Genomic DNA, 18,672 nt, shown 5'->3' on the forward strand with positions numbered 1-18,672 from the left:
AACTTGGGATAGGTCTTGGCGAAAACCATACAGCTCACGGCACATGGTTGTATGTACCGCGAAGTCCCAAGCAAGTCGGAGTTAGCGTTCACCCCTCTGCATGAAAAGACAGTGCGAATATTGGTGCCTACTGTTTACACAGTACGCTTAACCAATACGTTCCTACTGCTACTAAGGTGGAGATAGCAACCATGCGGTTTGACGACTTGTATTTTTAACAAAGAAACTTACAAAATGATGAACAGAGATATCTATACGACAATTATCTCCCAGAAGGTAGGAAAACCTGCCCATTTTAATATGGCGTTGGGTGGAATGGTCAAACACGCCTGACTGTGGATCAGGTTGGGGAACCCCTTGGGAGTCTTAGAGTAAACTTTTTCTACATGATGTTTGAAATGCGATTCTGTGATTCCCGTTTTACGATTCACATTCGTTAATACCATCAGGTAAAAAACTGAAAATAGTAGTTCTATATATTCTGGATCCTTAGCTCAGTTGGTGGAGCGGGCGGCTCATAACCGCATGGTCACAGGTTCGAACCCTGTAGGATCCACTATTTTGAAAATGAAGCAGAGAAGTTTCACCGAAGATTTGTTGTTCAAGAGTGAAATTAATCTGCTTTTTTATATGAGATTTTTTTAGTGGCAGTTAAAGTTGAAATGAATTTTGCAGATGGAAAGGGCGTTAGAATTGAGCAAAACCGATTTGATTGAAACTGAAGAATTAGAAAAAAAGGAAAAGGGTTGTCCCAGTACAGTGATTCTCTTTTGATTAATGCTTGCTCTATTGATGTTTGTAATCAGCAATGTCATCCATCTTAAAAATCAAGAGGATAATCAAGAAATCTTGAATACCTACTTCGCTCCAAAACAAGAAACAGTCATCTCTTTTGGGTGGAATAAATTATTAGATAGGTATCAGGTGACAACTAATAAAGGTGAGTATCTCTTCTTCATTGAAGATGGAAAAGTAAAAGATCTGACGGAAATACCAAAAAAGACGGATCAATAATAGGAGAATGTCGAGAAAAATATGGGTAACTGGGAATAAAAGAGAAACTCAAATCTATATTAACATTCTCAATACAATTTGCGGGGTGCCAGTAAGACTACATTGCTTCGTATCCAAAATCGTATCCAAAATAATGAAAACATGCTATTCGCCAACCTTGGCGAACCTATGTCTTACACTATTTTCCCTGCGAATAAAAGTCTTCTAAAGCAAGCAATTGTAGATATTTAAAAAAATTGACAATAGTCAAAAGATGAATTACAATATGACTATAAGCAATGCAATCGAATAGAATCCTGCTTTGTGGGGTGCAGTTAAGACTACATTACAAACTATTTCAATTTGGTGAAAACATTGACCGTTCGGCAATTGTGCCGAACAACCGTTGTCTTAACATCCTTTTCCCTACTTGAGCAATTAAGCAGAGTCAGCATACGAGGTGCTGAAAAGACTACATTACATTATTGGGTATAGTGAACGCCGAAAGGCATGCTGTCTTTTCCCCTTTTCCTTGTATGTTCTTGCTTAATGAATAGAAGTGAAAGGAGAAGTTAATGCTTCTCTTTTTGTTTTCTCTTTTAATACATATACAACTCTAATGGAGTTGTTAACATAACCAGATTCAGGCTTACAGTTTTAACTTTCATGCTACATAGCCAACATAATCAGTTCATCTGATCATGAGGCAAATCAAAATTTCGAGGAGGATGATCCTATGGTAGCAATCAATAAAGTACAAGAAATGACAGGAATGAAAACAACGACTCATGAAGGTGGAGTTGCCTACCTATTGTCTTTTAAAGAACAATTGGTAGAATTCTTCTCGCTTGGTCTATTAAACGGAAACTTTTATCAAACGCAAGCGGAAGTATTGAAAAACGGGAAAAGCCTTTTCGAGAAGGCGTTGCGTGAATGTCCTGAATTTGCAACGAAAGCGGCTGTCTACGGAAACAACATAAACAGTTTGAAACTTGTCCCAACGATCTGGTTGGTATATTTGTCTACACTGGAGGACAAAGCCCTTTTTAAAAAGGCGTTCTCACGAATCATCCGTAATCCTAAGATGCTTCATGACTTCATAGAGATCGCACGTAAAGGCGGAATTCGTCAAGGTCTTGGTCGTGGAGTCAAAAAAGTCGTGAATGATTGGCTGAAAGAGCACCTCAATGAATATCAAGTTTCTCGCAATAAGGGGAAACTTGATGAAATCATTAAGGTGACTCGTCCAAATAGCAAAGAAGCTCCTGAAGAATTTCAGTGCTATATGGAGTATATCTCAAAAGGTAAACTAACCGTCTCCCGAGCTAAAGCTCTTAAAGAAGTCATTGAGTTCATGGAGCAAGGGACGCTTAATGACACGGTATTTGCCCTCATTGAAGCAAACCGCTTGCAACTGGAGGAGCTGAAACACGCTACGGCAAACTTGGATCACATTCAAAAAAGGAGTCTGTATTCGGCAATGTATAAAGGTTTGAATTATTCAGCATTAATTTTAAACCTTGTGGCATTAGAGAGAGTATTTGCATTGAGAACGAATGCAGATAATTTTGGAAGGGTCGACAAAGTGATTCAAAAAAATGGAAAACAAATGCGCTTTGCCCAAATACAAGTTGTGGAAACAGACATTCCTCAAGATCTCATCGAGACGGTTGTTCAGAAAATAGAGGATGTTGAAATGTACCGTAAGTCCAATATGTTACCATTTGCATTGCTCAATGCAGAAAAAATGGTAGTTACGCCAGAGTTTAAGCGAGCCATTGGTAACATTCTTCGTAAAGTAGCACAACAAACGTTTGAGATTGATAATTCCCTTAGTTTGTTGGTAGGTATTGATACATCAGGTTCTATGCAGAGTAACTCAGTAACGGACACTGGTTCTTTGTTTGCGAGTGATGTTTCAACGATTTTTGGAGCCATGCTCAAGAAGTCACACGCTAAAACCGATGTACATGCTATCGCGACCTATATCAAGCCTGTTGACCTTGCTAAGCAAGAGGATGTGTTTGATATGGCTCGTAAGATTGCAAGGACGGATGTTGGTTATGGAACATACTTTGAGCAATTGATGAATGTTTACAAAGGACAGAAGTACGTTATCCTAATCACAGATAATGAGCAGGCGGATAATCTGGAGAGACGTTGGATCGGAACAAATAAGCCAGAAGGAGCGAAGCTGATTGTATGGAAACTTTGTCCGAATGGTATCACGATCTCCAAAGACCGTTCTGTTGTCCAAGTAGCGGGGTATTCTGATCGGCTCCTTGGATTGGTGAAAAACATCATTGAAGGGAAATCTGGTCAAGTTTCAGAGGTTGAGAAACTTGTGTTGTAACAAAGGAGGATCGGTAGAAATTCTGCCGATTCTTTTTAGTTTGATCATATCATCCAGAGGGTAAATGAAAGGTATCAGGTGTGTTTTGTTATCAGAATTCCAAGATGTTTGTAGATGAAAAAGACTGTTAAAAAAATAATGAATCAGATATATATTGCATAGAATATTTCAACTTTTAAACAAACAAGGTGACTGTTTTTGTCAGAAATGAAATCAGTTTAATAGGGGGAATATTAGATGAAAAGAATAGTTTCGTTTACTCTTGCTATGGTATTGGTGTTGTTCTTGTTTGTACCAGCAACAGAAGCAGTAGCGCAAGAAGTGGATACGAAAAGCGACAAGACCGTTGAAGTATACGGTATTCCAAACAAATCTAATGTTTTTAAAATGTATGTAGATGGTGAACAACTGGAGGTTAACATTGACAAACCTCATATCAGCAAAACGGTACGGATTTACAAAAACTATATTTCTTCGTATGGAGTTAAATACTTAGGCTTTGCAGGTACTGGTTTTTTTATAAAAAATGGGTACATCATTACCGCAGAGCACAATATTGAAGAAGATGTAGAATTTCAAGTCGAAGATGGAACTAATAGAGTCCTTATGAAAGCAGATCTTGTTGCTGTGGATAAAAAGAGAGATCTTGCTGTTTTAAAAACAACCGTAGTAAATCATGTTTACTTTGAAATTGCTGATCACGTTTCTCTTGATACAGAAATAAATATGGTTGGTAATAATTTTGAACGTAAAGAAGAATTTCATGAGGTTTCAGGAAGTATAAGCTCATTATCAAAACTGATATGGCTTGGCTTTGATAAAGACAATATTCTAAGTGAAAACTACCGAATTATCACAACTTGCAAACCATATCCTGGTTACAGTGGAGGGCCTGCATTCAATCAGGAAGGGAAAATTATTGGTGTAACGATTGGACACCGAAATGAATCGGGATACGGTATCTTGGTAAAGTTCTCGGATTTAAAAGCCTTTTTAACAGAAAATCGAATTGAATATATGTAGGGAGATTCGTTTCAATTTGATAGAAAAGGGACACATACTATAAACATAGTGGTGTCCTTTTTTATTTTGCGTAATAACAGCCTCATTGTAGAATCTCAATCGCGCAGTTGCTAAAGTAAAAGCTCTTCCTGTGAAACGAAATAGTACCACATATGCAGGTACTTGGTGCAATGCAAGATTTGAATGTAGCTCCGATTGAACCAGAAATACCATTGGAACAAACTTGAGTAAAATGAGGATCTTTTAGAGCGTTTGAATGGAATTGCCATAACACAAAAAGGGACGCATTGGCTATTGATGTCTATACGTCCCTTTCCCAGTTTCAATCGTCATGCGAATACCTCTGTACAGATTCGTTCATTTGCGAAAAGAATATGATCACCAGGAAGAAGTATCTGTTGATACGTTGTATGCTTCTCCTGTTCTTGAAGGAATTTCGATAGATTCGTTTTTGTTATACTATATTGCTCACTAAGTATGAACGGGTACTGCTGTTCTTGTAGCGCTTGAATCATTTGAGTTTCGAAAGTGTTTTCATGAACATAAAAAACTGATCCGATTCCTTCGGACATGCTCTCTTGAATACTTGATATTTGGCTAATTTGGTCATGAATAGGGGTATTTGCAACATAAAAAAGAGATAATTCTCCATGAATAAGAGCAGAGATTTTTTTTGCTGTGGCTATACTCAACAAATTGAATTTTTGTTCATGAGTGATAAATAAGACTTTATTCCGTTTAATTTCCATATCGATAACCTTCCTTTCTTCCATCCTAAGTCATTCGACCAGAGTTACGTTGTCAATTATATGGTGGGTACATATCATTTATTAGTTTCATTTAATTGAAAACTTGTTTTTATCAAGAAAGGAGGAGAAAACATGGTACAACTTCTATTAGAACGTTTATCCAGCTTAGAATTATTGAAAAATGAAATTATTGAAAACTTGGAAAGTCTTCGTGAGGATGAAAAACGAATGAAATTTGAAGACTCTACAAGAGTAGACAATTATCTTCAAGGAGCAGAGAGCCTGGTTGTATTTATTAATGTTTACAAGAAAACGCTGACAGTATTTATGAATGCCCAAAAAGCACGATTCACTTTTGACCAATATCAAGAACATATGAAAGAACATGATAACGAGCTTCAAAGATTGTGTGGTCAATACACGTTCTTGAAAGTGGAATTGTTTCAACCTGTAGAGTAAAAGAAGAATGGTTGGTTAGATCTCTACTATCTCATTTTTTGTTGTTAATGATAATGGGGAAAAGAGAAGTCTTTTATCGACATATGAGAAGGGCTTCTCTTTGTTTTAGACAGCATTCTGTGTTATAAAGCATTGGCTGGAAGCGTAACATACAAGGTGTTTGCATGCATGCACAAACACTTGTTTTGTAAAACGCTGAGTATCCCTCATATTCAGTAGAAACCAGCTCATATTTTTGTGTTTTATTATCCCCCGATAGTAAAAACACAGGAAGACAAGAGTATTGTTATCGATCAAGTCGATATTCTTCGTTCCCCCACAAAGAATAGAGATTTAATTTGATCGATTATCGTTTTGCTTATTTCCCCCAATAAGTGAAACAAACGTATGAACAAATGTGACTGTTAGCTTCTCCGTTTTGGGGAAGCTCTTTTTACATAATAAATGGTAAGGAGGTAGTGAGAGTTGAATAAAATTGGGGAAATCCATAGAGGAAATGCCAGTATTTCAACTGGGATAGTTGTTGGCGGAATAGGGACGTTTCTGGTGTGCTGGTTATCGATGATTCTTTTAGGTTTAGACATTCCGGAGTATTTGCAGAAAGATAAAATATGGGAGGTTCTGCTAATCATTCCGACAATGCTCTTATCTTTTGTTATACATGAGTACATTCATGTTGGATTCTTTCTCTTATTCGGAAGAGGTAAGGCACGGATTAAGGTAAGCCGTGAAAAATCTGTAGGAGCGGTTGTAATTCATCAAGTAAACGAAAAAGTATATTACAAGCGATGGGAAATGCTTGTGATCCTTTTATCACCGTTGGTGATATTGACAAGTGGGTTTCTACTTATGTTTCCATTAATATCGATGCCATTTCTTTTGTTTGCGAATATCGCATTAAATGCGATGGGGAGTTCAATTGATATGTACGTTTCCTTTCAGTTGCTAACCAAACATCATTCAAGAGTGAAAATCAATTTCGATGCTTTAACTATCAAAATGAATATCTATGAATGAAAAGGTGGTTTTACTTAAAAACAATTGACTATAAACAATGTTAAGTGTATTGTTGTCTGTAAAGAAACCAATTTGATTAGGCAAGATGCCGAAAGGGGACAAAATAAATGAGCTTTTTGAAAAAAATGTTTGGTGGAGGCAATAATCAAGGAAATCAAGGTTTTTCAAATTCATCACAACAAGGTTTCGGAAATACCCTCCATTTGACTAAGGAACAGGCGGTACAAACGCTTAATCTTCGAAAAGAAACATTCACTCTCGTTCTTCAAAAAAGCGGTGCTATTAGTAGTCGAGCAAGGGTTGCCGTCGTAATGGATATGTCAGGTTCTATGCGTCCTCAATTTAAAGACGGTACGGTTCAATCTGTTCTTGAAAGACTGCTTCCAGTAGCACTTCGTCTTGATGATAACGGAGAGTTGGATGTATGGCTCTTTGATGATGGATATAAACGACTGGAATCAATTTCTGAACGTGATTTTTATCAATATGTAGATCGCGAAATCATGGGGAAACGAGAGAATCAATTATGGGGAACAACGAGTTATGCACCCGTCATGCAGGATGTTTTTCAAAAGTATGTTGTGGAAGAACCGTCGCATCTCCCAACATTTGTCATTTTTATTACAGATGGAAATAATGATGACAAAAGAAATACGACAGAAATGATGCAGGAAGCATCACGTTACGGCATTTTCTGGCAGTTCATTGGTATTGGTCATGAACGATTCGAATTCTTGCAAAAACTTGATGATCTTACTGGTCGTGTGATTGATAATGCGAACTTCTTCAAACTTAATGATATTAATGTCATCTCAGATGAAGAATTGTACGCTCGCTTAATGAATGAGTATCCTGGTTGGGAGCAATTGGCTCGACAAAAAGGAATCCTGCGATAATTCATAAGATCTACTATGAGTAAAAGACTGATTGTCTATCTTGTAACCATTGTTGGGATCATCGCATTGGCGTTTGGGGGAATTCCTTATTTACAAGCAAATTCTCCAGCGCATACGTATGACAAGAAGAGTCAGGTTCATGTTATTGAAGGCGTCTATGGTATGGATTTGCCGCCTGTGAAAATAGGTAAGTTCGCTCCCGTTGACCTAAAGGATCTAAAGAGGGATCATCGAGAATTTGCAAAAGACATGATAGACGAACGTGGTGTTTTTCAAAAAGATGAGGTGGTCTTACTTTCATTAGGAGTTGAATCTCCTCATAAGAAAATCACATTTGTTCGGCAAGAGATACGAGCTAATGAGGTACGTATCTATGTAAAAGTAGAAGAAGGTAAAACAGATGGTAAACAAGAAGAACCATCTTATCTGTTAGGGAAAATCGCATTGCCACCATTCATGCCGTTAAGTTTTATCGATGAAAAAACAGGGAGCTTACTCTATTAAGTGAGTTCCCTGTTTTTGTTTTATAGAAGCCAATCTAACGAGTTCACCACTTTTTTGCTTTTTATTTCTCAAGAACCAACTGCATAAGATAGAGGGAATTTTATATTAAAGGGGTGCTTTTATATGGCATTAATTTTTATTAGTAAGCAACACGAAGAAACATTTATCTATTCCTTAAAAAAGGCAAAAGCATCAACAGGAAATAGACCACTTCAAGTTGCGCTGTATGTCTTGACGGCATTACCAAATTTGAAAGACAGACTTGAAATTCTTGTTAATTTTCAAGGTGGGTATCTCAATCCTGACGGCGTGAACCATGCTAATTTCTCTCAAGGGGAAAAAATCATGATTAGATTGGCAAACAATCTATTCAATGGAGTAGAGATGTTAGGTGTTCCCACATCACCATTTAATCAAATGGCTAATGTTGACAAAGAAATGAAACGAGTCTATTTATCCGCGTTGGAATACCGTTTCTTTTAGGAGGATAGAAATGCGTAAAGTTGTGATTGATAAACAAATCGCTACTCATGTATTAAACATGAGAGATCGGATAGTTGATGCTGAAAATTCAATTGGTCTTACAGAGGATTTCGGGGGTGTTCGCGCCTTTGAGCCATCTCTGTCCTTAGATCATGCGATGGAAGCAGCTACAGCTATTGGTTTATTTGAAGAGGGATATGCCCTTCACTATATGAAGGGAACATATACCCAAGTATGGGCTTGGCAGATTTCTCGTGTAGATGATCGAGGTGTTCTGCAAGGTTTTGCTCACGGAGAAACACCTGCTATGGCAATATGTAATGCTTGCTTATCTAAAGTCGGAATTGTTCCAGGTTTATAACTCAAATAGTAGAAAGGTGGATGCTGCATGGCACGGTTTGTTATAGTTCGCACAGACCTTAATAAAGCTGAGATAGTTGATTCTAAATTGGAAGTAATACAGCAGATAGAGGATTACAAGAAGAAGGGTAATCAATTGGATTCATTGCCTTTTCAAATTTTCGAACTTGGCAATCAGTTGGATGTTAAGCATTTTGTACAACATAATGCAAAAGTTGGTGATATTGTTCGTTTTCGAACAGGATTGGTTTGCAGGGTAGTTCCTGATGGAGAAGCTGTCCTATATATTGATGCAGAGAAAATTACAGAGTCCGATGCAGCTTATTATTTAGAGAACGATGCATGCTTCATTGTTCCAGAGGATCAGTACGTTCAACCAAATGGAACTCTTCGAATGGCGATCTTAACTGATAATTTGGCGGGTTGTCTTCGTCACGGTTATTATGCGGTGTGCAATGAGAATCCAGATTGGCTGGTTTATGTCTCGGAGAAAGGTTTATATCAAATCGACGATCTTTTCTATACACAAGACTTCAATCCAAAGCTTTATGTTGGTAACACATGGACACTAAAGCAAAGGCAGCAAGTTCAAAAGATGGCAGGATAGAATACAGAGTAATCACACTCGTTCTTTTAGTGAGACATCTTGTGTGATAACTGAATAAAAGAATAACTTTCACCCCGACGTGGGGGTTTAAATCAAACCCCTCCACGTCGAAAAGGGGTTGAGAGGAGAATCGTCTTTGAACAAAGAATTTGAAATCTCTTATTATCAGGAATCGAGTAATACATGTGGATATCATTCTCTCGACGAAATTAAAAAGGTTCTGAGAATTGATGAGATTCCTAATGATCGAGTAATCCTATTGGTAGATGAATGTGTATACATTAATCAATTTGGCTCAACCGAAGACGAAGTTGTGTACGAAATAACTTACTATGATCTAACCAGTCAAGCCGCTGGTTTCACTTCACTGGAAGAAATCAAGGAAATCCTGGAACTTGATGAGATTCCAGATTCCAGTGTCATTCATATGGGTAATGGCGAACTTGTCCTTATCAGTGAAGTTAATTCGGATGGTGAATAATAAGAACGTATTGCAAATAAATCGTTTACAAGACATCTTGGTAAAACGCATAAAAGAATAGCCAAATGCAAAAGAGACAGGGGATCTAAATTCCTCTGTCTCTTTGTTATGAAGCAGAAATTTGTGACTATAATATAGCATCAATACGTAATCTTGAGAATTAGTCAAGTTTCTATCCTATTAGGTGGCTGTTAGAATCTTTCGAGTTGAATCTCGTAAAGATTCCAGACTAAGAATTTATGACATGCATAAACTTCACTAATTCTTAATTAGAATTACCTTCTATTCTTTTTCAGACTGCATGCACTCCTTGTTAAATATAAGGGGTGTATTTCTGTTCTCATAGAATATCGCCAAACAAATAGTGCGTGTTTTTTGATAACGAAGTGATTGGAGAATTAAAAAAGCTATGCTATAATGAATTCGTGGACTATAGACAACGATAATAAACAAATTGACTAAAGTCAGGGAAGGAGGGTGTAAAGGAATGCATGCGTTGTCGGACATTTTGGATACAACAGGATTATTCTATTATATGACAATGAAGGACTATGAGCGTAAGGATCATAAGAAAAAGAAGATCCAACCACATATTGTCCGTAGAGTATATCCAACAGAAAAAATGCGTTTGGTTCAGAGTGAAAATAAAACGTATTCAAGCCAGTTTGATTTCAAATTGCTCCGTAAGCACATGGGTGGAGTGGTGAAAGTTGAATCCTACGATGAACTATTTGGGTTCTTATCTCAACTCCCCATTGGTGAATGCATGATACCATCTATCCCTCTGAATACTTATTTTCCTTGTAAGTTTATCTTTGGAAATTACGCTTGGATTAGTCAGAATAAGAGTGGTCATTATCGCTATTTCTCTAAAAAGAAAGGTGGAGAAGTAGTCAGTTTTGATTTTCTTGACCTGGTTGAGATCATGTATGGAATTTCGACGATGGAAGCTATAGATAAGGTCTTGGAGATCTATTCGATTCGATTTATGGAGGAGGTTTGGAAAAAAGAACAAAAAGAAAAATACCTTCGGAATTATCAATTCATCAAGTCTGAGCTTCAAAATGAACAGCGGTATCCAGGATTGCATCGGTATTTAAAAGAATTTATTCCGTTGTTAGAATCAATGAATGCGTTGGGAACGCTCCATATCCACAAAAAAGAGTATTCCTATCACGGTCAAAACTTGTTTTTCGCTTCGAACTCCCATATTGCGAATTTCTTAGGTATTTACACATCTTCGAAAGTTGTGAAGTTGTTGAACCTATTTGCGTCTTTGGGCTTCATAGAAAAAGCTCCATCTAATGAGCTACATCCATTGTTTTTAAAAGAGTCAGCGAGAATTACAGAACAAAGAGGGCTTGGAAATATGGTGAGCTTTTACATTGTTCACTCCTTTGAGGAAATTGCTCAGAAAGCCGAAGAACGAGCTATTTTGTTAGAAAAAAACGGTATTCGCTATTCCAACCTGAGCAAAACGGTACTGAGCAAAGTGTTTGGAATCGATTTCGCAGATACTGTATATGTGCAAACTGTCCAAAAGAATAAAAAACGACAAGGAAAGCGACTTGAAGTAGTGCAACACCAACTTGAGTTGAATTTTCTTGGAGTTATCAGACAAATGCAATACGTGACAAAAAGTATGGTGTTAGAAAAACAAGTAGGAGAATTAACAGAGAAACAAAAGAAACATCACTTGAATCAAATTTGGACATATCTGATCGAGAGGTATGAATGCAATTATTCAAAACCAACAACAGAATTAAAAAGCAAACTACAATTGAAAACTTCGGAGTACGTAGCGATCCCAAGAGATCCTTCTATTCTTTAAAAATAAATGTGTTGAGTGTGATTCTACATCACAAGACAATCCGCCACCCAACTTCGAGTGAAGAGGTGGTAATGGGTTGGGTGAAAGTTCCTTGAAATTACTGAAAGGGAAGACGAAGCCATTAAATAGAAAGGAGGACAGGATGATTATTGATGTAAAACGAAATACTCAAAATAAATCGAGTTATGTGATGACATCGTTCTTACTTGGATTTTCTGTTTTGCTTCTACTGGCAACTTGGCACTTTTTAACCTTGGTTGTATTCGGAGAATCTTCTTATTCAGTAAGACAAGAGTATGTGAAATGGAGCTATTTCCATTCTTCTTTATCTCAATTCACGATAATGATTGAAAAAATACGCTCATATTGGAATTGTACAATATTCGTTGGAGTCCTTGTCGTTGCGCTTATTTCGATTCTAAAAGCATGCAAAGGAATAGTGTTATGGGGAAGGTTATTTTGGAGTAATGCGTTTTTTATAATCCTGTATAGTTTTGTCCAAATTTTGGCTCGGATAGCGGATTGGTCTACAACATATCTCGTTACGTTCAACATTAATGAATTTCAATTCATGAATCTACTTGCTGATGTAAAGCCAAATTTATTCCAAGTTATATACGGAATAGTTGTCGTAGTTTTGGTTGGCGTTGGAATCATGAAACTCTTTCGCTTTATTACGATCATCATGATGGCTTTTGCTTTTCCTTTTGCCTATTCATTAGGAATGATTAGTGGACATTTTGTTTGGAAAACGTGTATGCGTGAAGGAGGGTGGTTTCTAATAGATGTTGGGATGGGTGTTGGATTGACAATTACCTTACTATTGTCCCTTATGAATCAATGGAATCCAATCATTATTTTTGTAATGTTACTTGTTATTGATCTATTGTCGAGTTTCTTACATGAAATAAGTGAGGCACCTGCGTTTGAAAAATCCAAATCAATGGAGGGCGATTCAGTATATGAATAAGTCATTAGCAAATTTATTAATACGAAGTAGTTATTATGGCAGTCCGATTGAGGAAAAGCGCTTGCTAAAAGATGTTTTGGAAAATAGCAAACGAGAACGGAAGAATCTCACCAAAGAGGAGATAGAAAAAAGAGGGCTTCAAGTTTACGAGAAAAAAAACAATCGTGTTTCAGATCTATTAGAAGAAGCAATCAATGAAGGTTTGATTAAACGTTATACAACAAACGATGAACCGAAGGTCTTTATTACGAAAGAAGGATTAGACTATTTATTCAATTTCTACACCAATCATCAATCATATGATTTTGAATTATATGAGAAAAATTTGAATGATGTTATGCGAGAAAAACAAGGGCTTGAGTTAAAACGTCTTCAAACTGCGGCATTGTATTGGAGAGGCTATAGCGTAGAAGATGCCGCTCACATATACCTCAAGCATAATTGTTATCGCGAAGAGATCCAGGCATACCATCACTATTTGCTACAAGAGTTTGGAGTTAATTTTGAAGAAGATATGTATATTTTTCACATGATTCCAAAGCTTTTTGTTCCGATTGATTGGGTTAATGAAAAAGTTTCGCTTACCATTGAAGGAATAGAAACTCCTTCCAATTTGATTCTGACAAAGCCATATCCCAATAAAAGATACACAGTAGCAGGTCTAAAGATAGGAAAAGTGAAAACAGCGGCAGGTTTTTATCCAATCATTGCGAATAAAGATACGTTTCCAAAGGAACTTGACGTTACTCTTCACTGGACAGTTGGGAATACAATGAAAGTCATTCATAAGATTCATATTGACTTTGAAATGTCCGATCACGGAGGGAATTTATTCTCCAGTGAGCAACATCTTTCCCGTAGCAGCAAATTGAATGAACTTCATCTAACAACTTATGTTCAGCCTGATAGATCATTCTGGAGAGAGAGACAACATAATCTCTCATTAGCCAACGGTTTTGAAGAACTACTGATTGAAGAGAGGGTTGCATTAACACATTTTCCAATTGAATTACATGCCGCATTTCATGGAGATTGTTATTTTCAAAAGTGGCGCGAAACGAAGTCTCGTACCAAAGAAAAAGACCTTTAGCGTGAACTCGCTAAGGTCTTTTTGTACGGCAGGCATTACATTTCATATTTGTCAAAAACTTCGTTCAGACGTTTATTAAAGACCGAAAATTTTTGCCAGATATCGATAAAGGTATCTTGGTTCCAATCCTCTTGTTTGAAAATGACATCCCACCATGCCCAACACTTATCGCCCATGTCGTGAGCATAGGCAAGTCTCCAACCTGCTTCCTTTACTGTTTCTTCAATATCCTTCCACAATGCATTGAATTCTTCGACGAGGGTGTTTGCCTTCGCATCATCAATCAACGTGTTGTTTCGAATAAAATCAATTTCCAACTCACTAAGATCAGTAACTCCGTCCAAACGTGCTTGAATATATGACCGAGAATTTTGGGGGAAGTAAAATGAAACAGAGGTGTGGAAACCTTTCTTGTGCAGGTCTGCCCCTATTTTACCATCATGTTCGTAGACTTCATCTGTTCTTTCTTCAACGAAAGCACGAAATATAGGTGGAATTTTAGCATACTCAGGTTGATCATACTTTTGCCATACCAGGACTCCATTAACGTATATATCAGCATCATCTGTTTCAATATGAACCGAAGTCATTTTATCATTCGTATCTTCTACCGTAACAGATGTGCCATTCAAAACGATTTCCTTTTTCACCAAAAATCATCCTCTCAAAAAGTAATTAATAAACATCCTATTTTGTAAAATTCTTAGATTTTATGCCAGGAAAGTTACTTTTACAATGGAAACTAATAAGAACAGTATCAATCATGATGGAACGAAGGAAGCATTATTTATGACGAACGAAAGATGTAGGTTTTATGAGCACATTCATCAAGGATATCCGTTCCTCGAATGGAAAGCAAATGGTTGGGAATCGCATCAAAACCATAATAAAGACCAGAAATACCTCCTACAAGTGATGCAATTGTGTCTGCATCGCCACCTTCGTTTACAGCTCCAAGAATTGCTTCTTCCAAGGTATCAGACTGACAAAGCCAGTAAAGCACCCATGTTAGTGTGTAGAAGGAATAACCATTTGGCGGGACATGAGGTGTTTGAAGATAGATGTTCTCATATTTGGTGTTTCTCGTGGCAGCTATGATTGATTCTTTCAAGGAGAACTCTTGTAAAATCAAAAAGGCAATCTTGTTGTAAACCAAACAAGATTCAGTAGAAGTGGGGTGCAGATGAGTCATTTCTGCTTGATAGACCGTGTATTTCTGAATCTCCTCCCAGTTGTTAAAAAGAAGAGCAACAGGTAGCGTTCTCATTAGTGCTCCATTCCCTGCTGTGTTTCCATTTAATTTAGCATCCACTCGTTTTGATGTTTGATTCCAATTCCCGCTGTGGAGGAGGTATGCATAGAATAACGTCTTCCCTACATGCAAAAAATTAAAACGTTCGCGATCAAAAGCCTTTGTCAGCCCTATCACGGGATCTTTCTCCAATAATCCTCGTAAGACAGCAAGGGACAATCTGGTATCATCGGTGCCAGAACCTTCTAACCTCAAAAAATAGGGAATTCCCCATATACCACTCTTATACTCTATGACTCTGCCATAACGTTTTTGAATCATTTTCTTGCTAAAACCTTCTACAACTGCTCCAAGCGCATCTCCAATTTGAATGCCATAATAGGCACCTTTGATTTTATTCTCGATGTTCACTGTTGTTACCTCCTCGTTTATTTGTTTTTAAGAGATAATAGGTAATTTTCTCGTTTCAAATCAGTATCAAGTAAAATTTGAGGAGTTTGACTGTTGCCTTTGTCATCGAAAATATAAGCAGACAAATGCATACGATATGAAACATTGAGAAATAGAAAAAACGAATGAGGAGGAGAAAGTGCATGATTTTATCGGGCAAAGAAATTCAGAAAAGATTGGGGACAGATATTCATATTTCGCCATTTGACCCAAAACAAGTAAACCCAAATAGTTATAACGTAAAACTTCATAATGAATTGATGGTATATGATGAGGTTATTTTAGACATGAAAAAAGATCATAAAACCAAAATGTTAGTGATTCCAGAAGAGGGCTTACTTTTGCAACCAGGGATTCTGTATTTAGGAAGAACCGTCGAACATACATTGACTGACAATCTCGTTCCAATGCTTGAAGGTCGTTCTTCCATTGGACGATTAGGGATTTATATTCATGTCACAGCAGGGTTTGGAGATGTTGGTTTCAATGGTTACTGGACACTTGAAATTTCTGTTATTCAACCTATTCGAATTTATCCTAACGTTGAAATAGGACAAGTCTTCTATCATACGATTGAAGGAGAGTTTGAGAAATATAGGAGTGGAAAGTACCAGAACAACAAAGGAATTCAAAGTAGTCAGATGTATAAAGACTTTATAAAATGATGAGATATTCCCTGTGTAAATTCTTTGATTCGATTGAAGATACAATGATCATTCAAAAATTTTTTCTTCAAGCGGATGATCTATGTTTAGAAGATCTGATGGTATTATTGGAGCACTGTAATGAAAGAACTCGGTTTCGGTGGATTACGATTTACAGTAGTTTAGTACAAATACAATAAAGACACATCCTGTGGAAAGGACGTGTCTTTTTCAAAGAAAATCATCAATTGCTTCACGATTGTATAGACGAATGCAAAAATAACAGAGAACAAGAAAGACAAAGAATATCAAATAAGCTAATAAATAACTTGGAAAATGGACAGCTATGTTAGAAGACCATATGCATATAAATGCCATAAATAAACAAATCTCATAACCAAGAGAATGATTCTTTTTTGTACCAATTTTAATATTGGGGAATCCCCATTCTTTTTTATGTATTACGAAAGAAATGATAAAAGTAAAAAGAACCCAAAACCATTCAGGAGTTATCATTCCAGTAGCTATCGTATCGGAAGCGATTGCTAAATTGTATTTAGAGGTGACGATGATGATAAGATAATCTAAAATGACTCCAATACCATAGCTTAATATGATAATTAATGCAGAATCCATCTTTCGGAAAAAGAAAAATCGATATAGTAAGAAGGATCCCAAAAAAATTTCCACAGGCGCATTTAAAATGTGAAATAGAGTATTAATTTTCATTAGTTGAGCTAAACCCCAAGATATGGGTGTCATCAACAGGGTAGATATAAGAATTTCTTTTTTATAATGGGCTGGATTCAAACGAAAAATAGTTAAGCCGAATATATAAAAAGCCAACCAAACGAAAAAGAAAAAGAAAGCAAGTTGAACGTTATCCAAGGTAAATCCTCCATCGTAATAGCAATATCTAAACAGGTTTGATTCAATTTGCAAATTAAGAAAACCAAATATTGCTTAATTAGATTAACACTGAAATAAAGCTTCTGCAATGTGAAGATAGTTGCGGTTTCTATGTAAAATAAGGAAAAAACAATTTATAGGACGGGATCTCTATTGATAATTTGGACGAGCTTTCTTTGGTTATTTTGACGCTCTTTCATGAGTTGGAAAAAGCAATGTTTTTTCGCTCATGTTAGGAGCGTATTCCTCTTGTTAAACAAAAAGACACGCGGTGTATAAATGCGTGTTTTTTTAAAGAAGATCGATTGATTCATTATCATATAGACGAATACAAAAATAAATAAGAATCAGATAGACAATAAAAATGAGATAAGCTACTAAATGACTTGAGAAATGCACGGAAATATTCGAAGACCATATACATATAAAAGCCATATACAAGCATAATTCAAAGCCAAGAGTATGGTGTTTCTTCCTGCCTTTTATAATTATCGGAAATCCCCACTGCATTTTGTAGATCATATATGTAATCGCAATAACCGAAATAACCCAAAACCATTGCGAGACAATTATCCCTGTAGCAATCGTATTGTATGCAATGTAGAAATTGTAATTAGAAGAGATCAGGATAATAAGGTAATCCATAATAACGCCAATTCCGTAACTAACTACAATAATTAAAATAGCATCCATTTTGCGCAAATGCAGGAATCGGTAAATCAAGTAGGATGCAACTAAAACTTCAATTGGGGCTTGTAATATATGAAACATAGGATTGATCTTCATTAGTTGATTAATTACCCAGGATAACGGAGTGAGAATGAATGAAGAAACAACTATCGTCTTTATATTTCGAAAGGGATGTATCCGAAAAATAGCAAATGCAAACATGAAAAAAGAGATCCATACAAAGATATAGAATAAAGCAAGATGAAGATTGTTCAAGGTTAATCCTCCGTTGCACTATCCGTCACCGAATAACGATCAGGTCATTATAAGAGGGGGAATAGCCAAATATTTCTTATTTAGATTAACATTGAAATGAAGGTTCGGCAATGTGAATATAGTTACATGTTATATGTAAAAAAGGAAACATCCAGTTTTGGAATGTTCCTTTTTTTGTTTATTTTACAACTTTTATACTCAACTCGTTGGTTCCCAGACTCAGCTTTCTCTTTAAATCATCGTTGACTGTTAAAGTAATAATGTCTCCAGGTTTTACGTCTTTGTAGGAATACGTAACAATAGTTGCAGCTCCTTCTTCGTTAATTTGCGGAGACATTGTTGTTGAAACAGATGACGATAGTTCTGATGACAGCTTCCCCTTAACACTTTCTGTTTCAGGAAGCACGGAGTATTTTGCACGCTCTTCTGTAAAGACAATATCAAATGCCGCTTCTCTGATTTCCAAAATACCGCTTTGTGGAAATTGGACACTATTTATCGTTACGGTATATTTGTATTCCTTGTTGACTAACTCTTGGATTTTATCAGCTGGGAGGAGAAGTGTTACATCTTTTACATATTGCTTGTAATAATCTACCTCTTCATGCATTTCTTCGATCTTCTTGGATTGCTCATCCATGTATGTCTTTATCTTT

19 protein-coding genes and 1 tRNA gene are annotated in these 18,672 nt (G+C 36.5%); 15 read left to right on the plus strand and 5 right to left on the minus strand.

Annotated elements, in window-relative coordinates:
* Nucleotides 1-483 precede the first annotated feature (483 nt).
* From ACFVS2_RS22175 to ACFVS2_RS22185, 3 genes are all read left to right on the plus strand, one after another.
* Nucleotides 484-556 (plus strand) — tRNA-Ile (locus tag ACFVS2_RS22175).
* Nucleotides 557-1,729: 1,173 nt separating this feature from the next.
* On the plus strand, nt 1,730-3,346 hold the full coding sequence (locus tag ACFVS2_RS22180; RefSeq protein ID WP_390237768.1) for an RNA-binding protein: 1,617 nt from the start codon (nt 1,730-1,732) through the stop codon (nt 3,344-3,346).
* Nucleotides 3,347-3,583: 237 nt separating this feature from the next.
* Nucleotides 3,584-4,369 carry a S1 family peptidase gene (locus tag ACFVS2_RS22185; RefSeq protein WP_390237769.1) on the plus strand — a complete coding sequence of 262 codons (786 nt, stop codon included), beginning with the start codon at nt 3,584-3,586 and terminating at the stop codon, nt 4,367-4,369.
* Between the two features lie 329 nt (nt 4,370-4,698).
* Here the strand turns inward: ACFVS2_RS22185 and ACFVS2_RS22190 are convergent, their stop codons facing one another.
* Nucleotides 4,699-5,118 (minus strand): hypothetical protein, encoded by a 420-nt coding sequence (locus ACFVS2_RS22190; RefSeq protein ID WP_390237770.1) that lies wholly within the window; start codon nt 5,116-5,118, stop codon nt 4,699-4,701.
* 132 nt (nt 5,119-5,250) lie between these two features.
* On the opposite strand from ACFVS2_RS22190, the gene ACFVS2_RS22195 reads away from it, so the two are divergent.
* From ACFVS2_RS22195 to ACFVS2_RS22245, 11 genes are all read left to right on the plus strand, one after another.
* A complete protein-coding gene (locus tag ACFVS2_RS22195; protein ID WP_390237773.1) occupies nt 5,251-5,577 on the plus strand; it encodes a hypothetical protein in 327 nt (108 codons plus the stop codon).
* A gap of 465 nt (nt 5,578-6,042) precedes the next feature.
* The gene (locus ACFVS2_RS22200) at nt 6,043-6,594 is read left to right on the plus strand and encodes a DUF3267 domain-containing protein (RefSeq protein ID WP_390237775.1); all 552 of its coding nucleotides are present in this window, start codon (nt 6,043-6,045) and stop codon (nt 6,592-6,594) included.
* 107 nt (nt 6,595-6,701) lie between these two features.
* Nucleotides 6,702-7,490 (plus strand): vWA domain-containing protein, encoded by a 789-nt coding sequence (locus ACFVS2_RS22205; protein WP_390237778.1) that lies wholly within the window; start codon nt 6,702-6,704, stop codon nt 7,488-7,490.
* 15 nt (nt 7,491-7,505) lie between these two features.
* Nucleotides 7,506-7,994, plus strand: a complete 489-nt coding sequence (locus tag ACFVS2_RS22210; protein WP_390237780.1) for a hypothetical protein — start codon at nt 7,506-7,508, stop codon at nt 7,992-7,994.
* A gap of 123 nt (nt 7,995-8,117) precedes the next feature.
* Nucleotides 8,118-8,477 carry a DUF6075 family protein gene (locus ACFVS2_RS22215; protein WP_390237783.1) on the plus strand — a complete coding sequence of 120 codons (360 nt, stop codon included), beginning with the start codon at nt 8,118-8,120 and terminating at the stop codon, nt 8,475-8,477.
* A gap of 10 nt (nt 8,478-8,487) precedes the next feature.
* Entirely contained in the window at nt 8,488-8,838 is a 351-nt protein-coding gene (locus ACFVS2_RS22220) for a BC1872 family protein (protein WP_390237785.1), read from the plus strand.
* Nucleotides 8,839-8,865: 27 nt separating this feature from the next.
* On the plus strand, nt 8,866-9,444 hold the full coding sequence (locus tag ACFVS2_RS22225; RefSeq protein ID WP_390237787.1) for a hypothetical protein: 579 nt from the start codon (nt 8,866-8,868) through the stop codon (nt 9,442-9,444).
* A gap of 136 nt (nt 9,445-9,580) precedes the next feature.
* Nucleotides 9,581-9,925, plus strand: a complete 345-nt coding sequence (locus ACFVS2_RS22230) for a hypothetical protein (protein ID WP_390237789.1) — start codon at nt 9,581-9,583, stop codon at nt 9,923-9,925.
* Nucleotides 9,926-10,412: 487 nt separating this feature from the next.
* Nucleotides 10,413-11,756: a hypothetical protein gene (locus tag ACFVS2_RS22235; RefSeq protein ID WP_390237791.1), complete on the plus strand. Its 1,344-nt coding sequence runs from the start codon at nt 10,413-10,415 to the stop codon at nt 11,754-11,756.
* A 142-nt stretch (nt 11,757-11,898) separates the two neighbouring features.
* Nucleotides 11,899-12,726 (plus strand): hypothetical protein, encoded by an 828-nt coding sequence (locus tag ACFVS2_RS22240; RefSeq protein WP_390237794.1) that lies wholly within the window; start codon nt 11,899-11,901, stop codon nt 12,724-12,726.
* Nucleotides 12,719-13,816 carry a hypothetical protein gene (locus tag ACFVS2_RS22245; protein ID WP_390237797.1) on the plus strand — a complete coding sequence of 366 codons (1,098 nt, stop codon included), beginning with the start codon at nt 12,719-12,721 and terminating at the stop codon, nt 13,814-13,816. Before ACFVS2_RS22240 ends, ACFVS2_RS22245 begins: the two co-directional genes overlap by 8 nt.
* Before the next feature lie 35 nt (nt 13,817-13,851).
* Here ACFVS2_RS22245 and ACFVS2_RS22250 read toward each other — a convergent pair whose 3' ends face one another.
* Nucleotides 13,852-14,466: a hypothetical protein gene (locus ACFVS2_RS22250; RefSeq protein WP_390237799.1), complete on the minus strand. Its 615-nt coding sequence runs from the start codon at nt 14,464-14,466 to the stop codon at nt 13,852-13,854.
* A gap of 137 nt (nt 14,467-14,603) precedes the next feature.
* Nucleotides 14,604-15,479 carry an ADP-ribosylglycohydrolase family protein gene (locus ACFVS2_RS22255; protein ID WP_390237802.1) on the minus strand — a complete coding sequence of 292 codons (876 nt, stop codon included), beginning with the start codon at nt 15,477-15,479 and terminating at the stop codon, nt 14,604-14,606.
* 182 nt (nt 15,480-15,661) lie between these two features.
* Between ACFVS2_RS22255 and dcd the strand changes: the two genes are divergently transcribed.
* Nucleotides 15,662-16,183, plus strand: a complete 522-nt coding sequence (dcd, locus tag ACFVS2_RS22260) for a dCTP deaminase (RefSeq protein WP_390237805.1) — start codon at nt 15,662-15,664, stop codon at nt 16,181-16,183.
* A 210-nt stretch (nt 16,184-16,393) separates the two neighbouring features.
* Here the strand turns inward: dcd and ACFVS2_RS22265 are convergent, their stop codons facing one another.
* Both ACFVS2_RS22265 and ACFVS2_RS22270 read right to left on the minus strand, forming a co-directional pair.
* Nucleotides 16,394-17,050 (minus strand): hypothetical protein, encoded by a 657-nt coding sequence (locus ACFVS2_RS22265; RefSeq protein ID WP_390237807.1) that lies wholly within the window; start codon nt 17,048-17,050, stop codon nt 16,394-16,396.
* A gap of 1,144 nt (nt 17,051-18,194) precedes the next feature.
* The coding region (locus ACFVS2_RS22270) for a hypothetical protein (protein WP_390237810.1) at nt 18,195-18,672 on the minus strand (478 nt) is incomplete at its 5' end.

The organism is Brevibacillus sp. NPDC058079 (assembly GCF_042885155.1).
Classification (GTDB): Bacteria; Bacillota; Bacilli; order Brevibacillales; family Brevibacillaceae; genus Brevibacillus.

Coding starts and splice junctions, on each gene's coding strand:
- ACFVS2_RS22180 (WP_390237768.1), top strand. CDS start 1,730: ATGGTAGCAATCAATAAAGTACAAGAAATGACAGGAATGAAAACAACG.
- ACFVS2_RS22185 (WP_390237769.1), top strand. CDS start 3,584: ATGAAAAGAATAGTTTCGTTTACTCTTGCTATGGTATTGGTGTTGTTC.
- ACFVS2_RS22190 (WP_390237770.1), bottom strand. CDS start 5,118: ATGGAAATTAAACGGAATAAAGTCTTATTTATCACTCATGAACAAAAA.
- ACFVS2_RS22195 (WP_390237773.1), top strand. CDS start 5,251: ATGGTACAACTTCTATTAGAACGTTTATCCAGCTTAGAATTATTGAAA.
- ACFVS2_RS22205 (WP_390237778.1), top strand. CDS start 6,702: ATGAGCTTTTTGAAAAAAATGTTTGGTGGAGGCAATAATCAAGGAAAT.
- ACFVS2_RS22210 (WP_390237780.1), top strand. CDS start 7,506: ATGAGTAAAAGACTGATTGTCTATCTTGTAACCATTGTTGGGATCATC.
- ACFVS2_RS22215 (WP_390237783.1), top strand. CDS start 8,118: ATGGCATTAATTTTTATTAGTAAGCAACACGAAGAAACATTTATCTAT.
- ACFVS2_RS22220 (WP_390237785.1), top strand. CDS start 8,488: ATGCGTAAAGTTGTGATTGATAAACAAATCGCTACTCATGTATTAAAC.
- ACFVS2_RS22225 (WP_390237787.1), top strand. CDS start 8,866: ATGGCACGGTTTGTTATAGTTCGCACAGACCTTAATAAAGCTGAGATA.
- ACFVS2_RS22235 (WP_390237791.1), top strand. CDS start 10,413: ATGCATGCGTTGTCGGACATTTTGGATACAACAGGATTATTCTATTAT.
- ACFVS2_RS22240 (WP_390237794.1), top strand. CDS start 11,899: ATGATTATTGATGTAAAACGAAATACTCAAAATAAATCGAGTTATGTG.
- ACFVS2_RS22245 (WP_390237797.1), top strand. CDS start 12,719: ATGAATAAGTCATTAGCAAATTTATTAATACGAAGTAGTTATTATGGC.
- dcd (WP_390237805.1), top strand. CDS start 15,662: ATGATTTTATCGGGCAAAGAAATTCAGAAAAGATTGGGGACAGATATT.